This window comes from Parageobacillus caldoxylosilyticus NBRC 107762 (assembly GCF_000632715.1).
Classification (GTDB): Bacteria; Bacillota; Bacilli; order Bacillales; family Anoxybacillaceae; genus Saccharococcus; species Saccharococcus caldoxylosilyticus.
On the sequence record NZ_BAWO01000026.1, the window covers coordinates 20,703 to 38,858 of the forward strand.

General features: G+C 44.1%; 22 protein-coding genes and 1 riboswitch. Of the genes, 3 read left to right on the top strand and 19 right to left on the bottom strand.

Annotated elements, in window-relative coordinates; genetic code table 11:
- Positions 1-14: 14 nt before the first annotated feature.
- The 12 genes from GCA01S_RS08500 to GCA01S_RS08555 all read right to left on the bottom strand — a co-directional run bounded on the left by GCA01S_RS08500 (position 15) and on the right by GCA01S_RS08555 (position 11,365).
- Positions 15-854, bottom strand: coding sequence for a MetQ/NlpA family ABC transporter substrate-binding protein (locus GCA01S_RS08500; RefSeq protein WP_042409047.1), 840 nt, complete (start codon positions 852-854; stop codon positions 15-17).
- A 16-nt stretch (positions 855-870) separates the two neighbouring features.
- Positions 871-1,539 carry a methionine ABC transporter permease gene (locus GCA01S_RS08505; protein WP_042409050.1) on the bottom strand — a complete coding sequence of 223 codons (669 nt, stop codon included), beginning with the start codon at positions 1,537-1,539 and terminating at the stop codon, positions 871-873.
- Positions 1,529-2,557: a methionine ABC transporter ATP-binding protein gene (locus GCA01S_RS08510; protein WP_042409053.1), complete on the bottom strand. Its 1,029-nt coding sequence runs from the start codon at positions 2,555-2,557 to the stop codon at positions 1,529-1,531. Before GCA01S_RS08510 ends, GCA01S_RS08505 begins: the two co-directional genes overlap by 11 nt.
- A gap of 98 nt (positions 2,558-2,655) precedes the next feature.
- A riboswitch (SAM riboswitch) is annotated at positions 2,656-2,764 on the bottom strand.
- A 479-nt stretch (positions 2,765-3,243) separates the two neighbouring features.
- Complete coding sequence (locus GCA01S_RS08515) at positions 3,244-3,591, bottom strand: SCP2 sterol-binding domain-containing protein (RefSeq protein ID WP_017434764.1); 348 nt, start codon at positions 3,589-3,591, stop codon at positions 3,244-3,246.
- Positions 3,592-3,822: 231 nt separating this feature from the next.
- The gene (locus GCA01S_RS08520) at positions 3,823-4,143 is read right to left on the bottom strand and encodes a thioredoxin family protein (protein ID WP_042409056.1); all 321 of its coding nucleotides are present in this window, start codon (positions 4,141-4,143) and stop codon (positions 3,823-3,825) included.
- 7 nt (positions 4,144-4,150) lie between these two features.
- On the bottom strand, positions 4,151-4,501 hold the full coding sequence (locus tag GCA01S_RS08525; RefSeq protein WP_017434762.1) for a toprim domain-containing protein: 351 nt from the start codon (positions 4,499-4,501) through the stop codon (positions 4,151-4,153).
- A gap of 147 nt (positions 4,502-4,648) precedes the next feature.
- Entirely contained in the window at positions 4,649-4,894 is a 246-nt protein-coding gene (locus GCA01S_RS08530; RefSeq protein ID WP_042409059.1) for a YusG family protein, read from the bottom strand.
- Positions 4,895-4,966: 72 nt separating this feature from the next.
- Complete coding sequence (gene gcvH, locus GCA01S_RS08535; protein WP_017434760.1) at positions 4,967-5,350, bottom strand: glycine cleavage system protein GcvH; 384 nt, start codon at positions 5,348-5,350, stop codon at positions 4,967-4,969.
- A gap of 80 nt (positions 5,351-5,430) precedes the next feature.
- A complete protein-coding gene (locus GCA01S_RS08540) occupies positions 5,431-5,790 on the bottom strand; it encodes an arsenate reductase family protein (RefSeq protein ID WP_017434759.1) in 360 nt (119 codons plus the stop codon).
- Between the two features lie 54 nt (positions 5,791-5,844).
- Entirely contained in the window at positions 5,845-7,629 is a 1,785-nt protein-coding gene (locus GCA01S_RS08545; protein WP_042409063.1) for an acyl-CoA dehydrogenase family protein, read from the bottom strand.
- A gap of 64 nt (positions 7,630-7,693) precedes the next feature.
- Positions 7,694-8,866, bottom strand: a complete 1,173-nt coding sequence (locus GCA01S_RS08550) for an acetyl-CoA C-acetyltransferase (RefSeq protein ID WP_042409064.1) — start codon at positions 8,864-8,866, stop codon at positions 7,694-7,696.
- A gap of 114 nt (positions 8,867-8,980) precedes the next feature.
- Positions 8,981-11,365 carry a 3-hydroxyacyl-CoA dehydrogenase/enoyl-CoA hydratase family protein gene (locus GCA01S_RS08555; RefSeq protein ID WP_042409065.1) on the bottom strand — a complete coding sequence of 795 codons (2,385 nt, stop codon included), beginning with the start codon at positions 11,363-11,365 and terminating at the stop codon, positions 8,981-8,983.
- 187 nt (positions 11,366-11,552) lie between these two features.
- Here GCA01S_RS08555 and GCA01S_RS19280 point away from each other — a divergent pair, with 187 nt between their 5' ends.
- A complete protein-coding gene (locus tag GCA01S_RS19280) occupies positions 11,553-11,702 on the top strand; it encodes a YuzL family protein (protein WP_017434755.1) in 150 nt (49 codons plus the stop codon).
- Positions 11,703-11,815: 113 nt separating this feature from the next.
- Here the strand turns inward: GCA01S_RS19280 and GCA01S_RS08560 are convergent, their stop codons facing one another.
- Positions 11,816-12,733, bottom strand: coding sequence for a proline dehydrogenase family protein (locus GCA01S_RS08560; protein ID WP_042409066.1), 918 nt, complete (start codon positions 12,731-12,733; stop codon positions 11,816-11,818).
- A gap of 158 nt (positions 12,734-12,891) precedes the next feature.
- Here GCA01S_RS08560 and GCA01S_RS08565 point away from each other — a divergent pair, with 158 nt between their 5' ends.
- Positions 12,892-13,155: a hypothetical protein gene (locus GCA01S_RS08565; protein WP_042409067.1), complete on the top strand. Its 264-nt coding sequence runs from the start codon at positions 12,892-12,894 to the stop codon at positions 13,153-13,155.
- Positions 13,156-13,173: 18 nt separating this feature from the next.
- Positions 13,174-13,506, top strand: coding sequence for a spore coat protein (locus GCA01S_RS08570; RefSeq protein WP_042409069.1), 333 nt, complete (start codon positions 13,174-13,176; stop codon positions 13,504-13,506).
- A 44-nt stretch (positions 13,507-13,550) separates the two neighbouring features.
- Here the strand turns inward: GCA01S_RS08570 and GCA01S_RS08575 are convergent, their stop codons facing one another.
- The 6 genes from GCA01S_RS08575 to GCA01S_RS08595 form a co-directional block, all read right to left on the bottom strand.
- A complete protein-coding gene (locus tag GCA01S_RS08575) occupies positions 13,551-13,805 on the bottom strand; it encodes a DUF2573 family protein (protein WP_042409071.1) in 255 nt (84 codons plus the stop codon).
- A gap of 416 nt (positions 13,806-14,221) precedes the next feature.
- On the bottom strand, positions 14,222-14,365 hold the full coding sequence (locus GCA01S_RS20515) for a hypothetical protein (protein WP_169735605.1): 144 nt from the start codon (positions 14,363-14,365) through the stop codon (positions 14,222-14,224).
- 178 nt (positions 14,366-14,543) lie between these two features.
- Positions 14,544-14,804 (bottom strand): hypothetical protein, encoded by a 261-nt coding sequence (locus GCA01S_RS08580; protein WP_042409073.1) that lies wholly within the window; start codon positions 14,802-14,804, stop codon positions 14,544-14,546.
- A gap of 134 nt (positions 14,805-14,938) precedes the next feature.
- A complete protein-coding gene (gene bioA, locus GCA01S_RS08585; protein ID WP_042409076.1) occupies positions 14,939-16,306 on the bottom strand; it encodes an adenosylmethionine--8-amino-7-oxononanoate transaminase in 1,368 nt (455 codons plus the stop codon).
- On the bottom strand, positions 16,296-17,015 hold the full coding sequence (bioD, locus tag GCA01S_RS08590; protein WP_017434747.1) for a dethiobiotin synthase: 720 nt from the start codon (positions 17,013-17,015) through the stop codon (positions 16,296-16,298). Before bioD ends, bioA begins: the two co-directional genes overlap by 11 nt.
- On the bottom strand, positions 17,015-17,578 hold the full coding sequence (locus tag GCA01S_RS08595) for a biotin transporter BioY (protein WP_017434746.1): 564 nt from the start codon (positions 17,576-17,578) through the stop codon (positions 17,015-17,017). Before GCA01S_RS08595 ends, bioD begins: the two co-directional genes overlap by 1 nt.
- Between the last annotated feature and the right edge of the window lie 578 nt (positions 17,579-18,156).

The window sequence follows — 18,156 nt, forward strand, 5'->3', positions numbered from 1 at the left end:
TCGCTTCCGTTATTTTATTGTGCCGCTGGAATGACAGCGCCTTTATATTCTTTTTTAATAAAGTCTTGAATTTCTTTCGACTGCAACACTTCGACAAGCGTTTTAATTTCTTTGCGGTTTTCATCGCCTTTACGTACAGCGATAATATTGACATATGGGTTGTTTTTCGGCGACTCGACAGCAATCGGGTCTTTTGCAGGGTCCAAGCCAGCATCTAGCGCATAGTTCGCGTTAATCACGACCGCATCGCCTTCGCCGTTTTTATAAATTTGCGGCAGCATTCCCGCATCAACATCTGTTTTAAATTTTAAATGTTTCGGATTCTCGACAATGTCTTTCACTGTTGCTTTTGTTTTGTCCACGCCGTCTTTTAACTTAATCAATCCTTTTTCTTGCAGCATCGATAAAATGCGGCCATGGTCGGCAACCGAGTTGCTCATGATGATCGTCGCACCGTCTGGCAATTCTTCAAGGCTTTTATATTTTTTCGAATAAACGCCGATTGGCTCAATATGAATGCCGCCAGCGTTGACAAAGTCATATCCGTGTTCTTTTTTCTGCGCTTCTAAATACGGAATGTGTTGGAAATAGTTCGCGTCAATTTCTTTATCCGCCAACGCTTTGTTTGGCAATACATAATCTTGGAATGTAACAATTTTTAAATCAATGCCTTTTTCTTTTAAAATTGGTTTTGCTTTTTCTAAAATTTCGGCATGCGGAACATTGGAAGCTCCAACGACTAATTTTGTTAATTTCCCTTCTTTTTTGCCACCATCAGCGTTGTTATTGCCTCCGCATGCTGCCAATGCCAACACAAGAACGACGGCAAATAATGCACTAATCCATTTTTTCATATCGATTTCCCCCTTTTTATCGTTTATCTATTTTGGAAGTGACAAAGTCACCAATAAACTGAATGACAAAGACAATTACTAAAACTAGAACGGTAGCGACAAACGTGACATCGTTATGACTGCGCTGGAATCCTTCTAAATAGGCTAAGTTTCCAAGACCGCCGGCACCAACAACCCCTGCCATCGCCGTATATCCGACTAAAGCAATCGCCGTTACAGTAATTCCAGACACAAGCGCAGGCAGTGACTCTGGAAGCAGCACTTTCCAAATAATCGTTGCCGTCGATGCCCCCATCGCTTTCGCGGCTTCAATGACGCCTTTATCAATTTCACGGAGCGCAATTTCCACCATTCTCGCGTAAAATGGCGCTGCTCCGATAATGAGCGCCGGCAGCGCGGCGTTGGCACCAAGAATCGTTCCAACCAACAATTTCGTAAATGGGATTAACAAAATAATTAATATAATAAATGGAATGGAACGGAAAATATTGACGATAGCGGCAATGATCATATTCGCCAGACGGTTCTCCCAGAGGTTTCCCTTTGACGTTAAAAATAAAAGCAGTCCAAGAATCGTTCCCAATATAAATGTCGCCACAACGGCGACGCCTGTCATATAAAGCGTCTCAACCGTAGCCGCCCAAATCATATCCCATTCTACGTTCGGCAAGAGGTTAGCGAGCATCCGTAATCACCTCCACTGCCACTTGCTGCTGGCGAATATAATCGATCGCGCGGGCCACTTCCTCTTTTTCCCCATCCATATGAACAAACAGCACACCGTAGGCGCCTTGATGAGTTTGTGAAATTTTCCCTTGTAAAATATTTGCATCCACTTGAAACTGACGCACAACATTGGCAATCAGCGGCTGTTCCGCAGCCTCTCCGACGAACGTCAATTGGATAACCGTTCCGTTCGGATATTTATCGAGCAGATGGGTAATCGTTTCTTTTGTTTCCTCCGGTTCAACAACCTGTTGCACAAACCGTTTCGTAATCTCTTGTTTTGGCTGCCGGAACACTTGCAGCACTTCGCCTTGCTCGACAATTTTTCCGTTCTCCATCACTGCGACGCGATCGCAAATTTTACGAATCACATGCATTTCATGGGTAATTAATACGATCGTCAATCCTAAACGTTTATTAATATCCACCAAAAGCTCCAAAATGGAATCGGTTGTCTGCGGGTCTAGCGCGGATGTCGCCTCATCGCACAATAACACTTTTGGATTGTTTGCTAACGCACGCGCGATGCCAACGCGCTGCTTTTGCCCGCCGCTCAGCTGTGACGGGTAAGCATGTTCTCTTCCTTGCAGCCCGACAAGCTGAATTAGCTCATCGACCCGCTTTTTCCGCGTTTCTTTCGGAATACCAGCAATTTCTAAAGGAAATGCAATATTTTCATGAACGGTTCTTGACCATAATAAATTAAAATGCTGGAAAATCATCCCGATTTCCTGGCGAGCCTTTCGCAATTCTTTTCCTTTAATATTAGCCATATCCCGTCCGGCAACAATGACTTTACCGCTTGTCGGTTTTTCCAATCCGTTAAGAAGACGGATGAGCGAGCTTTTCCCCGCGCCGCTATATCCGATAATTCCAAAAATTTCCCCTTCCTTAATTTGCAAAGAAACATTGTCGACTGCGGTGATCGACCCGCTTGCCGCTTCATATATTTTTGTCACATTTTCCAACGTAATCATGCACATTTTCACCTTCCTTCATCTAGCAGGCGGCTCGTTCCAAAAAGAAAACCTTTCTGCTCGAAGAGAACAGAAAGGTAATATCATTACCATTCCGTCTCTTATCTCCCAAAGCAGACGCTTTGTGTGAATTGGCACCATTTCAGCACATGTGCTGACGGTTGCCGGGCTTCATTGGGCACATCCCTCCACCTCTCTTGATAAGAGCACAACAATCATATTATTCAATTACAAATCTTCAATTAATTACAAATTAATTTACGAATGTGATTGTATCATCTTATGTCGAATCATGTCAACAAAAAAATTTTTCTCCCATATTTTTCGGCAATCTTACTTTTATGATGAAACGGAAATATTCAAAGTAATCCACGTCGCAGCGGCAATGGTCTGCCCTAAATCCTCAATTCATTCATTGATGTTTTCCAATCCCAACAGACGACCAAATCCTCTGTTCCCCCCTTGATTTGTAATAAAAACTCTCTCTTGTCAGGGAGAGAGGGGGGACATGTTTTTGATCTTTTCGAGCTGTCTAGGCTCCTGGAATTAGCACCGTGTTAGGAAAACCGATTGCGGGATTGCACTGGGCAGCCTCTCCGCCTCTTGTAATCAAAGTTTTTTCTGAATGGCAGCACTATTTTCTGCGCCTATGAATTTTTTGCATAGGAAACTATGTGAAACATTATTTAACAAACATATCGATATGGCTTGGCTAAGTGAAGCAATGACTCCAACAATAACATATGCCGGAAACTTCCGGAAATACACACTTCTTTCAGACGAATTTGCTGCTGCAATTTCATCCTTCCGCTTAATAGCGATTCCAATGCTTCTTTTGACCCGCGCACCGTTAATACCCGCCGCTCGTCTACTTCCGCTTTTGGACTGATTTGATGTTTTGAAATCGCCACGACTGCTGTTTCCGTTTCGCACTCAAAGCGAACGTACAGCTCTTCTTCCGGTAAAATCGGCAATAGATGATTTAATGTTTGCATTCGTTCGGCAAGTTGGCTGACTAGTTCACGCATATTCATTTTATCCGCCTCCCCCTTGTTTCATTTATTTCCATATGAGCGAAAAGAATCCTTTAGAAAAAGCTCGACAAATCATTTAGAAAAAGAACAAAATTCCCGTCATTTCCCAAGAAATATGTCAAATGGAGGCAAAATAACTGCTGTTTTCAACGCGAGCGCCAAACACATCATGGGGGAGGGGAATCGTTCACAAATCGTCGATGAACTAGTCTATCTTTGGCTTCAAAAAATCTAATGGCTGTTCGGCAACATCTCTTTTATTGTTTCATGCAAATAAGGAACAGAATGAAATGCATACCACTTTTTGACGATATTACCACGTTGAAATAAAAGAAGGCATGGAACGCTTTCAATTTTCCATGCAACCGCCCGCTTCGGTATATAATTAATATCCGTCTGGTAAAACGGAAGAAACGGAAACAATTCCTCGACTACTTCCAGCATCCGTTTGGCAAGCTGACAAGTGCCGCACATCGGCGTATATAAATAAAGGCAAACTACCTCTTCGTTGCGAATGACTTCATCGATTTCAAACGGCTCTATTTTTTTCATTGCCTACTCACCTTTTCAATAAATAATTCATATGCACATCAAAATTCGCACGCAATAATACTTGCGCAATATGCCAATTTGGCGCGGCTGCCACTTCGCGGTAGGCACGGTCAATATAAATATGTTCCGCTTCTGGAAACTCGCGGCGAAACTGCTTGCGTAATTTTTCGCCTGCTTCATCGGCATCGACTAATATATAAACGTCTTTATAATAAAGCTCGTCAATCAGCTCCTCCAGCCTGGCATCGCTGATTGTCCCGTTGGTGCAAATAATTTCCACCGGCTCATTTAGAATATTGGCGATTTTTTGTTTGTCAGAGCGTCCTTCGACAATAATCACTTTTTCGATTTCCGTCATAAACAATCACCCAAAAGTAAATGTCGTTGTACTATTATTTATATGACAACGGCGGCCATGGTTTCCGTCGCAGAAACGGGCGGGCGCCGCTTCATAAACCGCATCTTATAAAAACAAGAAGAAAGCAACGGCAGCACACCGTTGCTTTTAGCACCAACCAGCCTCACCGTCGCAATCGACATACTTTTGATCTGGCTCAACGGTGACGGTCATTTCCTTATAAATTTGTCCATTTTTCTGTTCATATCCACTTTTTAACTGCAGCAAATGGCTTGATTGTGAAAAAGGAAGATGGCCAATTTGCTCATTCCCCACATATAGTTCAACCGAATCACCGTTTATTTTGCCTATCACGCGATCGGTGATGTTGACTTGTCTTGTTTCTAATGCCATAGGAGCACCCCTTTTTGTCCATTCAGTTATGTATAGGGTGTCCATCCTTTTTATGATTCATAGCAGGAAGGTTTAACCTTCTTTTACCATTGCTTCATATTGCTCTGCTGTTAATAAATTATCGATCTCGCTCATATCTTTCGGCTCGACGACAATCATCCATGCTTTTTCATATGGGGATTCATTGACATACTCTGGATTGTCGTTTAATTCTTCATTGACTTCAACGACTTTGCCGCTGATCGGCGCATAAAGCTCGGACACCGTTTTGACCGATTCCACGCTGCCAAATGGCTCATTGGCGGTAATTTCCGTTCCTACTTCCGGAAGTTCGACAAACACGATATCTCCTAGTTCGGATTGCGCAAAATCCGTAATGCCGATGCGCACTTTGTCTCCTTCTACACGCACCCACTCATGTTCTTCTGAATAGCGTAATTCTTTCGGTGTATTCATGCTCGCATCCCTCCATATTGACAAAAAATATGCTCTTTTTCATCATAACCGATTTTACCAAAAAACTCACTGAATTCGTCTCATTCGTTGAAAAATTTTTCATATTGTTCCTCTTGGAACCCGACAAGGACATGATTCCCATCGGTTAAAATCGGCCGTTTGATCAACATGCCATCTGAGGCAAGTATTTCAAGAAGCTCTTCCTCGGAAGCGGTATTCACTTTTTCTTTTAACCCTAACTGCCGGTATTTCATACCACTTGTATTGAAAAATTTTTTCAACGGCAGCCCGCTTTTGCGATAAAGCTCTGTCAATTCCGCTTTTGTCGGGGGATTTTCGACGATATGCACTGCTTGTACGTCGATTCCATGTTCGTCAAGCCATTTTTTTGCTTTCCGGCACGTGCCGCATTTTGGATACCAATAAAACGTGAACGCCATCTTCACCCATCCTTTATATACAAAGTACCAGGACAAGCCTGGTACTTTCCATTATTACACAATATAACGTTCGGCTTCAATGAGCGCGGCTGCGGCTTCGCGTTTTTTCGCAATGATGTTGATTGGCATGTAGCGTGTCAACTTTCGCAAAGCGGACAGCATCATGCGCAATGCGTCGCCTTCTTCCACGGCAATGAGCGTTTCTTTTGCATGGGCTTCGATTTCATTGAACGCTTCTTGGCAAAAGATTTGCGTATAAAGGATTTTTTGTTTGTTTTTCTCTTCTCCAGAGTTTTTGATCGCTTTTTCCGTGCGAAGCACCGCCGATTCCATCGCGTAAATATTCGCAACAATATCCGCAATATTGACTAAAATTTCTTGCTCTTCTTCGAGTTTCGGGCCGAATTTTTGTGCTGCCAATCCTGCCGCCATGAGCGCAATTTTTTTCGCGTTGCGCACTAAATATTTTTCTTGTTCAAGCACGCCGTCGCCGACTTCTTCTGGCGCGAGCATCATTAATTCTTCCTGCAGCTGCTGCGCTTTTTGCAAAAGCGGCAACTCGCCTTTCATCGCTTTTTTCAAATACATTCCTGGAACGAGCAGACGGTTGATTTCATTTGTCCCTTCGAAAATGCGGTTAATGCGGGAATCGCGATAGGCGCGTTCAATTTCATATTCTTGCATAAATCCGTAGCCGCCGTGGATTTGTACGCCTTCGTCCACGATATAATCCAATGTTTCCGTCGCAAAGAATTTATTCAGCGAACATTCAATCGCATATTCGGCAATCGATTTGGCGATTTCTTTTCCGTCTTTTGCTTTTTCTTTATCCAAAAGACTCATCCGCTCATCAAATAGACCGACTGTGCGATAAACAGAGCTTTCGGTTGCGTACAAACGGGAAGCCATCGTCGCGAATTTTTCTTGCGTTAACGTAAATTGTGAAATTGGCCGTTTAAATTGCTGGCGCTGATTTGCGTATTGAAGCGTAATTTCAAGCGCCCGTTTCGCGCCGCCAACCGCGCCGACGCCAAGTTTATAACGCCCGATATTCAGAATGTTAAACGCAATCACATGTCCCTTGCCGACTTCGCCAAGCAAGTTTTCTTTCGGAACAGGAACATCCTGTAAAATCAACGTCCGCGTCGACGAGCTTTTAATTCCCATTTTCTTTTCTTCCGCACCGGTCGATACGCCCGGGAAGTCCCGTTCCACGATGAATGCGGAGAAATGTTCGCCGTCTACTTTCGCATATACGACAAAGATATCCGCAAATCCAGCGTTCGTAATCCATTGTTTTTCCCCGTTTAAAATATAATGAGTGCCTTCGGCGTTTAATTTCGCCATCGTTTTTGCTCCTAATGCGTCGGAACCAGAACCAGGTTCTGTCAGTGCATAGGCGGCGATTTTTTCACCGGTCGCAAGCGACGGCAAGTATTTTTTCTTTTGTTCTTCCGTTCCGAACAGAACGATTGGAAGCGACCCGATTCCGACATGGGCGCCGTGGGAAATCGAGAAACCGCCAGCGCGCGCCATTTTTTCCCCAATCAACGCGGAGCTGATTTTATCCAGCCCTAACCCGCCGTACTCTTCCGGAATGTCGGCGCTAAGCAATCCGAGCTCGCCCGCTTTTCTTAATAATTTTACAGAGCGGTCAAATTCATGATTTTCTAAATGCTCTAATTGCGGAAGCACCTCATTGACGACATAATCTTCCGTCGTTTTCGCAATCATTTTATGCTCATCGGTAAAATCCTCCGGCGTAAATACGCGTTCGCAAGGAATATCTTCGATAAGGAAGCTCCCACCTTTAATCGCGTTTTCCAATGTTTTTGCCATTTTTGTACTCCTCCCCTAAATTTTATATCGTCGAGCGGCGAACTACGCCGCCCGCTAGATCCAATTAGATTAATTCAAATACTCCCGCTGCTCCCATACCGCCGCCAATGCACATCGTCACGATGCCAAATTGCACGTTGCGGCGGCGCATTTCATAAAGTAGCGACAGCGTCAGTTTGGCTCCCGTGCAGCCAAGCGGATGGCCTAGCGCAATCGCTCCGCCGTTGACGTTGACTTTGTCTTCATCCAATCCAAGCTCACGAATGACTTGGATCGATTGCGAAGCAAATGCTTCGTTCAACTCGATTAATCCGATGTCGGAAAGCTCCAAGCCAGCTAGTTTCAACGCTTTCGGAATCGCCGCCACCGGGCCGATTCCCATTACTTCCGGCGGCACTCCGGCAACGGCAAACGAACGGAATTTTCCAAGCGGTTTTAAGCCGAGCGATTCTGCTTTTTCGCGGTCCATCACCATCACCGCCGCCGCGCCATCGCTCATTTGCGACGCATTTCCGGCCGTTACCGTTCCATTGATGGAAAATGCCGGACGAAGCTTGGCTAGTGCTTCCATATTCGTATCCGGACGGACTCCTTCGTCCTCTTCAAAAAGAATCGTTTTCTCGACTAGTTTGTTATTTTCAATTTTGCTTACTGTCACTTCGACGGGTACAATTTCCTCTTTAAACTTGCCTTCGCGAATCGCTTTGGCCGCGCGCTGATGGCTGCGCACCGCAAACGCATCCTGGTCTTCGCGGCTGACGCCATATTTCATCGCGACTTGCTCTGCCGTATGCCCCATCGACATGTAATATTCTGGCGCTTCTTCGGCCAGCTTGGCGTTTGGGCGAATGACATGCCCCATCATCGGCACTAAGCTCATCGATTCGACTCCGCCGGCAATCACCGTGTCGGAATGGCCAAGCATGACGCGCTCTGCCGCATACGCGATTGCTTGCAGTCCAGAAGAACAATAACGATTAATCGTAATCGCCGGAACCGTATATGGAAGCCCGGCAAGCGCTCCAATGTTCCGCGCAATGTTCAAACCTTGCTCCGCTTCCGGCATCGCGCAGCCAATAATTAAGTCATCGATATTTCCTTCATAATTTCCTGCGCGTTTCAACGTTTCTTTCACAACAAGCGCTCCTAAGTCATCCGGTCGTACATGGGCGAGCGTACCTTTTTTCGCTTTTCCGACCGGTGTGCGCGCTCCAGCTACAATCACCGCTTCTCTCACAATCTTCCCCCCTATTTTTCTCAAGCGTTTATTTCCAAGCGCAGTTCGCCAGCGATGACGCTTTCATCGACAACACTATTTTTCTCAGCGGTTATTTCCAAGCCTCCCCCAGCATTAATTGCGGAGCGGTTTGCCTTTCACAAGCATATGCTGCATTCTCGCTTGTGTTTTCGGCTCGCCGATCAAGCTTAAAAACGCTTCCCGCTCTAAATCGAGCAGGTATTGTTCGTCTACTTCCGTTCCGTACGGAACTTTTCCGCCGGCAATGACATAGGCGAGTTTTTTCGCGATTTTCAAATCATGCTCGCTAATATAGCCGGAGTGGAACATCGATTGCGCTCCTAAAAGCAATGCCGCATATCCTGTTTCCCCGACGACCGGCACTTTTTTGCGCATCGGCGGGCGATAACCTTGGTCATACAAGGAAATGACCGCTTGTTTCGCTTCATAAATCAAATGGTCGCTGTTCATCGTAATGCCATCGCGCTGGTTTAAAAAGTTCAGTTCACGCGCTTCTGCTGCCGAACCGGATACTTTTGCCATCGCAATCGTTTCAAATACTTTATTGGTGATTTTTTGCAAATCGAAATCAATGCCGTTTGGCAGGCTGTTTAAATGTTTAATATACAGCTCTTTATTTCCTCCGCCGCCAGGAATGAGGCCGACACCGACTTCCACCAGCCCCATATACGTTTCTGCCGCTGCTTGAATGTGCGCAGTGGCAAGACATACTTCCGTGCCGCCGCCGAGTGTCATCGCGAACGGTGCCGCTACAACTGGCTTCGGGCTGTATTTAATGTTCATCATCGCTTGCTGGAACTGGCGGACAGCAAGCTCAAGTTCAAAGTAGTTCTCATCTTGCGCTTCCATCAGCATCATCGCGAGATTAGCGCCGACGCAGAAGTTTTTGCCTTGGTTGCCAATGACAAGCCCTTTATAATTACGATCCACTTCTTCCAACGCATAATTAATCATTTGTACAATATCCGTGCCGATTGCGTTATTTGGCGAATGGAACTCTAATAAGGCGACGTCATCGCCAAGATCGATCAAGCTGGCGCCGCTGTTTTTCTTAATGACGCCTTTTTGCTCTTTTATGCGCTTAATGTGAACGGTTTTTGGATTCTCTTCAATAGGTTTATACTCTCCCCGGTCATAATAGAACACTTGCCCTTTTTCCAATTGATAAAAAGATGTAAATCCGTTGGCAAGCATATCGGTTACCCATGAAGGAATTTCCATGCCTTCCGCTTGCATTTTGCGAACGGATGGCTCAACGCCAATCGCATCCCACATTTCAAATGGCCCAAGCTCCCAGCCGAACCCCCATTTCATCGCCCGGTCGATGGCTACGATGTCATCGGCAATTTCACCGAGCAATTTCGCCGAGTAAAGCAGAGCTGGGGCGGTGATGTTCCAAAGGAACGTTCCAGCGCGGTCATCGGCATATACAAGCGCTTTCAACTTATTGGCTAATCCTTTTGCTTGCTTACTCATTTCCACCGCCGGAGTCGTTAATTTTTTGCGCGGCTCATATTCCAACGTTTCATAATTGAGCTCGAAAATCTCTTTTCCTTGTTTGACAAAAAAGCCTTGTCCGGATTTGCTGCCAAGCCAGCCTTTTTCCAGCATTGCTTTCATAAAGTCCGGAACGCGGAACGCTTCTTTTTCTTCCCCCTCGACTTTTTCGAAAACGTTGTTGGCAACATGAATAAACGTATCCAAGCCAACGACATCAAGCGTGCGGAATGTCGCGCTTTTTGGCCGGCCGATCAGCGGTCCAGTAATCGAATCCACTTCCCCGACGCTATATCCGCCTTTCATCATTTCTCTGACCGTAACTAATAAGCCGTAGGTGCCGATACGGTTGGCAATGAAGTTTGGCGTATCTTTCGCCATGACCACGCCTTTGCCGAGCACTTCTTCACCAAATGTTTTCATGTAAGAAACAACTTTCGGATCGGTATCTTTTGTCGGAATAATTTCTAACAGTTTCAAATAGCGCGGCGGGTTAAAGAAATGCGTTCCTAAAAAGTGCTTTTTAAAGTCTTCCGAGCGTCCTTCCGCCATCGCCTCAATGGAAATGCCGGAAGTGTTCGAACTGACGATCGTTCCCGGTTTTCTTACTTCATCCACTCTCGCGAACACGCCTTTTTTGATGTCTAAATTTTCGACAACGACTTCGATAATCCAGTCTGCTTCGGCGAGGCGGTGGAAATCGTCTTCGAAATTGCCGACTTCAATCAGCGACAAATTCGCCTTGGACATAAGCGGAGCCGGCTTTTGTTTCAACAGCTTTTGCAGCGCCTGATTTACAAGGCGGTTGCGCACTTCTTTATGTTCGAGCGTTAACCCTTTCGCTTCCTCTTCCTTCGTCAACTCACGCGGCACGATATCAAGAAGCAATGTCGGTATGCCTACGTTCGCCAAATGGGCCGCGATTCCTGATCCCATTACGCCGGATCCCAGCACCGCAGCACGTCGAATGCGTTTCACCATTCCTTTTCCCCCTTACCCATATTGAATGAATCATCATTCATTTTATCGCGAAAAAAAATGCGCCATGAAAATGATTTCTATACTAAATATAAAATATGTTAATAATTTTCGCAATATATAAACTTAACAATTTTTTCATTTATGACACCTTCTTTTTTTGGTGACGCTATAAACAGGGGGTGATACGATGGCAAGGCTGAAAAAAAATCCTTCGCAACGCGGAATTAGCGCGGCAAGCGTCAAAGGCAACGCTGGTCCGACGGTGGAAATGGACGGCGGCGGCAAACGCACGAGCCAAAATCAGCAATATAAGCGGCATAATATGCAAGGAGAATAACCTTCTCGATACAATGAAAAAACGCATCACGTACCTAGACACACCGTGATGCGTTTTGCTTTTCCTTCAGGCAAGTTGGAGAGGGGAACTTTCACACAACTCTTTTGGACAGCTTATTTGCGGAAAATCCCTTTTAACACAAAGGCGACGTTGGCCGGCCGCTCGGCGAGACGGCGCATAAAGTAGCCGTACCAGTCTGTGCCGTATGGAACATAGACGCGCATCGTATACCCTTCGCGTGCAAGCTGTTCTTGGCGCTCCGGACGAATTCCGTATAACATTTGGAATTCAAACTGGTTATTAGGGATGTTATATTCTTTGACAAGCTGCTTCGTGTATTCAATGATGGCATCGTCATGGGTCGCCACTGCCGTATAGTTACCATTTAATAAATGCATTTTAATGATTTTTTTAAAGTTTTCATCGACGTCTTTTTTGTCCGGAAACGCCACTTCCGGCGATTCCTTATATGCCCCTTTGACAAGGCGCAAATTCGGATGGTATTCCTTCAAGTCTTCAATATCCGCTGCCGTACGGTATAGGTACGCTTGCAATACCGTTCCGACATTATCGTATTCCTTTTTCAACTGTTTAAAAATATCGAGCGTTTTTTGACAACGGGAATAATCTTCCATATCAATCGTAACAAACACGCCGTATTGTTTCGCCGTATCCAAAATGCGCCGCATATTGCGCATCACAAGCTCGTCCGAGATATCCAAACCCATCGATGTCATTTTTAGCGACAGCTGCGAATTCAGCTTTTCTCTCCCGATCGCCTTAATCGCCTCAAGGCAGTGGTTCGCCATTTCGTTTGCTTCTTGCTCATTGTCGACAAATTCTCCTAAGTAGTCGACCGTCACAGCCAACCCTTTTTTATTTAATTGTTTAATCACTTCGACAGCCTGTTCGATCGTTTCTCCTGCAACAAACCGGGAGGCACCAAAGCGAAGACCATATTTTTTCGCTAATTTGGTTAATGTCTTATTTTTCGATAAAAACAAAAAAAAGTCGCGCATCAACTGCTCCATCATTGTACCCCCTTATTTCGTAAACGCATTCATATTTTTATTGTAACATGTTTTCTTATTGTTGAATATCTTTTTCGACAACATTCTCGCTGTGTATAGTTTTCCACAAAATGAACAATCTACAACTGAAACATTCATTTTGGAAGGGAGCATGATGTATGCAACAACAGATGAGCATGCAACAGCAAAACGTGATGCCGCAACCGCCGCAAATGATCTCAGCAAAGGACGCGATGTATTTTAACGACATGATGTCTTGGAATTTACTCGCCATGAAAAAAGCACATTTTTTTGCAGCCCAATGCCAAGACAAAGAAGTGGCGCAAGCGCTTGAAAAAGCAGGACAAATGCACCAACGTCACTATCAAAAAATTTTAAGCCACCTACAAAGTCCAAGCCAGCCTAAAATGACAATGCAATAACAATCAGGAGGAATGATCATGAACCAAAACCAAATTCAAAATCCAGAAACGCAAATACCAAAAACACCGCAAATGAACGACCGTGATTTTCTAAATGATATGTTAACGACGGAAAAATATATGGCTTCTTCATATGGCATATTTTTAAATGAAGCAAGCAACCAACAATTATATCAAGACATGATGAACATTTTTACCGAAACGCAAAATTGTCAACGTGAGCTGTTTAACTTAATGTTCAAAAAAGGCTGGTACAAACTTGAAGCTGCCGATCCACAAAAACTGCAGCAATCATATCAGCAATTCCAAGGATACACCAATCAATTCCCATATCAAAATACCGTTCAGTAATACTCGCTCGTCCTTTTGCAACAAAAAAGCCATGATTGCACACATCATGGCTTTTTCGCGTTCGCACGTGCTTCATCATTCAATCGTTTGATTTCAGCGATGAGCTGCTTCATTTGTTCCTTTGCCTCCGGGTAAAGCTCATTCCAATGTTTCGCAAGAGCCGGCATCGATTTTGCCACATGAGAATATAACGCCCATGCTTTTACTTTTTCTTTTAACTTTTCATTCGTTTGACCAAGCAACAGCTCTGTATATTTGTCCATGAGCGCCTCAAACTGCCGGAAAAACGTTTCATCCATGCCCTTTTCCTCCATACTTTTTTCAAACTTCTTACATTATAATAAAACAGGTGCATTCCTCCAAACAACAGGTGAAACAATTGCCCTGACAGAAAATGATATTCGTCACCGTAAATTCGCGATTATGTATGAAATTTCTCAGAGCTCCGACCTCCCAACTATAAAAATGATTGCCCCATTCAGCATGGAAAACCAAATAAATCGGCATGATACTCCCAACAACATTTGTAAAAAATTAGAAAGTTAAGTTGTAATTGAAAGGATAAGTCAATATGCTCGTAAACAAAAACCCCTCCACATCAAATAGAAATGCTTCATGAAACCATGCCTGTGATAGACCGATTCGATGACATAAAAAGCTCATATTGCCATTTTTTATTACAAAGCGTCCCGCATGGTGCGGGAGACGCTGTTTGTTAATACCAAAATACAACATACGGAGGGTATAGATAATACGGTCTTGGACGGAAGAAAAGCGGAAATGCTAGCGCACTACCGAGCAATCCGCCTAGAAAGCTGCCTAAAAACGGACCGCCGAAAAATGCTGGTGGATATACCATCACGATTCCCCCTTTACAAAATAGAACTGGACACCATTATGCTATGTTAATGAAGGACAAATGGAGCAAGGAATCAGCCTACTTTTTCATAAGTTTTTCATATGAATAATACGGATAGCCATCACTTTTGTAAAAAATTAAAGCCTGCCATGTAACCGGCAGGCTTAAGCAATGTTTATTACCACCATATTCCGCCATAAGGGAATCCGTAGCCATAGTAAGGATAACCAAAACCGCCATAGAACGGGGCTGTTAGCGCTCCACCCAACAGTCCGCCTAAAAGGCCGCCAAAGAACGGGCTGCCAAAACCAAATCCCCATCCCCATGGGCGACCAAAACCACCAAAGAACGGACCACCAAAGAATGGGCGGCCAAAACCAAATCCCCACGGACGGCCAAATCCCCAGATTCTTGTATCTTGTAAGCTTATATCGTTCATGTTCGTCTCTCCTTTGCCGATTATTTTGCTTCTTCCCTTCCAACATATGTAGGACAAACGCCAAGGGCATGGGCGATTGACCTTTTGGGCAAAAAAAATAGGCGCCTAGACTCGCTAGGCAGCAGTGAAAACAATTACCGAACGACTTTGGCCATTTCCGCGATCGAATCGAAGAGGATATGGACTGCTGTTTCCATCTGATCCTCTGCCATCGCTAACACGGGAATGAACGTGATCACCGGTCCGAGCGGGCGAATGATCAATCCGCGCTTTCGTGCTTCCAGAATAATGCGATGTTCGATCATTTCGGAGCGCGGAAAAATTTGTTTCGTGTTTCGATCTTGAACAATTTCAATTCCTACCATTAATCCTTTTTGGCGAATATCCCCAACAATTGGAATTTCATAAAGCTTCTCTAGCTTCTTTGCCAATATTTCTGCTTTTTTCCTTACATTTTCGACAAGATGCCGTTTTTCGATGAGCTCAATATTTTTTAAAGCGACAGAACAAGATAGCTGATTCCCCGTATATGTATGCCCGTGATAGAACGTCTTATCTTCATCAACGTCTCCTAAAAACGCAGCATAAACATCTTCTGTTGTCAATGTGGCGGCTAAAGGGAGATATCCTCCGGTAATGCCTTTTCCTAAGCAAACAATATCCGGATGGACATCCTCTTGCTCGCACGCAAACAGCGTTCCTGTCCTTCCGAATCCGACGGCGACCTCATCGCAAATAAGCAACACGCCATATTGTCGGCAAAGTGTTTCAACGCCTTTTAAAAATCCTTTTGGATGTGTAATGATGCCCGCAGCCCCTTGAACGAGCGGCTCCACAATCATGCCGGCAATTTCCTCATGATGGCGGGCCAGCACATCTTCAAGCTGTTGTAAACAATAGCTGACAATCTCCTCTTCACCGCCGTATTCGTCCATGCGATACACATACGGAGAAGGAACTTCGATTCGTTCAAACAACAGCGGCTTAAAAATGCGATGGAATAAATCCATTCCGCCGACACTCACAGCGCCGACCGTATCCCCATGATACGCTTCTTTTAAAGAAACAAATTTATTCTTTTTTGCATATTTAACTGGATCGATGTTTTTCCAATATTGGTACGCCATTTTTAACGCGATTTCCACTGCGGCGGCACCCGTGTCGGAATAAAACACTTTCGAAAGCCCCGGCCAAAGCTCAATCAGCTTTTTCGCCAATAAAATCGAAGGCACATTGGCCGACCCGAGCAATGTCGAATGCGCGATCGTTTCGATTTGCATGTGCAAGGCTTCATTTAGTTCAGGATCATTATGGCCATGGACGTTTACCCATAATGAGGCATATCCGTCTAAATATTTGTTTCCATTGACATCAAATAAGTAGCTTCCATTCCCTCGCTCAATAATCAGCGGATGTTCTTGCACATATGTTTTCATTTGGGTAAACGGGTGCCACACATACTCTTTATCCCATTGTTCTAACCGTTCATAACTATACCTCAACGGAAAGCACCTCCTGTAACAACTGCTTTTGCTCGTTATTCTTTAGCCAACGTTCCGCCATCGCCATCATCGTATACTTCGTCACCTTCGCAAGGGATGGCAATGTGGCGATGACCGGCAAACCTAACATTCTTTTTATTGTTTCAATATTATTCACATGAATGATGCTTTCGGCATTAAATTGATTAAAAATTAATCCAAGAATACGAATGTCCTGCTGCTGTGCGTAAGATACAGTTGTCACCGTATGATGAATCGCGCCAAGTCCTGCTAAGGAAACAATGATAATTGGAATGTTGTATTCTCTAATCAAATCGTTTGTCATATAAAATCCTTGTTCTTTCTCTATTAACGGGACCGCTAAGCCTCCCGCCCCCTCGACAAGAACGATATCATATTGACGTTTCCATTGTTCGATTTTTTCCGCTATCAATGCCGGGTCAATAGTGGTATTCGTTAATGTTGCTGCTAAATGCGGCGAAACGGCAGGTTCCATATAATATAGCCCTTCTGATTGCGGCAGTCCCACAACCTTCTCGTACCAATATTGATCGGCAAACGAAACTCCATCTTCCGCTAAGCCGGTTTGAATGGGCTTAAATATTTTTACATTCAACCCTAATTTTTGGAAAACAAAGGCAAGAAAAGAGGTTGCCACCGTCTTGCCAATCTCTGTTCCTGTTCCGGTTATAAATATTGCTTTTCCCATTAGGAAACCGCCTCCTGATTGCGTATGACAATGTGAATACGCGGTAATATACGTGCAACAAGCACGGAACAAGCAGCACATAACAGTAGATCACCAGGTACAGGAAGCACAAAGCCAAACCATAACGTTTGTCCAATGGTAAGCGGCTTTTCCATGATCCATTTCATCGCCATGTATAACCAGGCGCATCCAAAGAAATAAACAACAAGAAGAGTAGATAAATTTGCTAAAAATATCGTTACTGACCGGCGAAATTGAAAGACTTGCATCATCCATCCGTTGACATAGGCCCCCACAACAAAACCAATCAAATAACCAAACGTCGGCTGAAACACATAGCTAGGCCCTCCTCCTTCCGCGAACACAGGCGCTCCTGCAAGGCCGATAAGCACATAGACAAGCTGGCTCAGCATTCCAAGCTTCGGCCCTAATAAACATCCCGCCAAATAAACGGAAGCGATTTGCAATGTAAACGGCACATATGGAACCGGAACTTTGATAAACCCGCCAATGGCCGTAAGCGCGGCAAACAGCGCTGCTAACAAAAGCGATTTCGTTTTCATCTCTCTCCCTCCAATCCCATATTTTTTCTCTTATTTTGCCTGACAATCTATTAAATGTCAACCATATTTTATATACAGGTTAACATATAGATAGATTTTCCTACAAATGGAGCGAAATCGCCGTGATAGGAATGGTTATAAAAAATAAAACGGCTAATCCTAGCCGTCGAGTCGAAGTCATATTATAAATTCCTTTTTCCGCTCCGTTTTTATCCTTTCTGTCACAGAAATGAAACCACGCCAGAAACTTTGCTGGTCGCGTTTACGACTCGAGTGCCATTGATCCCTATTCCCTTACTTATGTTGAATAATCTTCATCCCACATTGACAAAGAATCGAATGTTTTAACCGGCGGATCGGCTGATGACATTGTTCGCAAATGATTTGTTTACGCATGTTTATACTCTCCTTTTCACTGCTATGAAATGATTATTGCTATCATTTATTATATATATTATTTATAAATAATCAATATTAAATAATAATAATTTTAATTTTATAAAACACATTAATTGGATGGAAACGGTGATAATGTTATAATAAAAATGAACAAATATTCTAACAAAAAAGGAGGTGTA

Excerpts from the sequence above, each read along its gene's own strand:
- GCA01S_RS08500 (WP_042409047.1), bottom strand. The coding sequence starts at position 854 with ATGAAAAAATGGATTAGTGCATTATTTGCCGTCGTTCTTGTGTTGGCA.
- GCA01S_RS08505 (WP_042409050.1), bottom strand. The coding sequence starts at position 1,539 with ATGCTCGCTAACCTCTTGCCGAACGTAGAATGGGATATGATTTGGGCG.
- GCA01S_RS08510 (WP_042409053.1), bottom strand. The coding sequence starts at position 2,557 with ATGATTACGTTGGAAAATGTGACAAAAATATATGAAGCGGCAAGCGGG.
- GCA01S_RS08515 (WP_017434764.1), bottom strand. The coding sequence starts at position 3,591 with ATGAATATGCGTGAACTAGTCAGCCAACTTGCCGAACGAATGCAAACA.
- GCA01S_RS08520 (WP_042409056.1), bottom strand. The coding sequence starts at position 4,143 with ATGAAAAAAATAGAGCCGTTTGAAATCGATGAAGTCATTCGCAACGAA.
- GCA01S_RS08525 (WP_017434762.1), bottom strand. The coding sequence starts at position 4,501 with ATGACGGAAATCGAAAAAGTGATTATTGTCGAAGGACGCTCTGACAAA.
- GCA01S_RS08530 (WP_042409059.1), bottom strand. The coding sequence starts at position 4,894 with ATGGCATTAGAAACAAGACAAGTCAACATCACCGATCGCGTGATAGGC.
- gcvH (WP_017434760.1), bottom strand. The coding sequence starts at position 5,350 with ATGAATACACCGAAAGAATTACGCTATTCAGAAGAACATGAGTGGGTG.
- GCA01S_RS08540 (WP_017434759.1), bottom strand. The coding sequence starts at position 5,790 with ATGGCGTTCACGTTTTATTGGTATCCAAAATGCGGCACGTGCCGGAAA.
- GCA01S_RS08545 (WP_042409063.1), bottom strand. The coding sequence starts at position 7,629 with ATGGCAAAAACATTGGAAAACGCGATTAAAGGTGGGAGCTTCCTTATC.
- GCA01S_RS08555 (WP_042409065.1), bottom strand. The coding sequence starts at position 11,365 with ATGGTGAAACGCATTCGACGTGCTGCGGTGCTGGGATCCGGCGTAATG.
- GCA01S_RS19280 (WP_017434755.1), top strand. The coding sequence starts at position 11,553 with ATGGCAAGGCTGAAAAAAAATCCTTCGCAACGCGGAATTAGCGCGGCA.
- GCA01S_RS08560 (WP_042409066.1), bottom strand. The coding sequence starts at position 12,733 with ATGGAGCAGTTGATGCGCGACTTTTTTTTGTTTTTATCGAAAAATAAG.
- GCA01S_RS08565 (WP_042409067.1), top strand. The coding sequence starts at position 12,892 with ATGCAACAACAGATGAGCATGCAACAGCAAAACGTGATGCCGCAACCG.
- GCA01S_RS08570 (WP_042409069.1), top strand. The coding sequence starts at position 13,174 with ATGAACCAAAACCAAATTCAAAATCCAGAAACGCAAATACCAAAAACA.
- GCA01S_RS08575 (WP_042409071.1), bottom strand. The coding sequence starts at position 13,805 with ATGGATGAAACGTTTTTCCGGCAGTTTGAGGCGCTCATGGACAAATAT.
- GCA01S_RS20515 (WP_169735605.1), bottom strand. The coding sequence starts at position 14,365 with ATGGTATATCCACCAGCATTTTTCGGCGGTCCGTTTTTAGGCAGCTTT.
- GCA01S_RS08580 (WP_042409073.1), bottom strand. The coding sequence starts at position 14,804 with ATGAACGATATAAGCTTACAAGATACAAGAATCTGGGGATTTGGCCGT.
- bioD (WP_017434747.1), bottom strand. The coding sequence starts at position 17,015 with ATGGGAAAAGCAATATTTATAACCGGAACAGGAACAGAGATTGGCAAG.
- GCA01S_RS08595 (WP_017434746.1), bottom strand. The coding sequence starts at position 17,578 with ATGAAAACGAAATCGCTTTTGTTAGCAGCGCTGTTTGCCGCGCTTACG.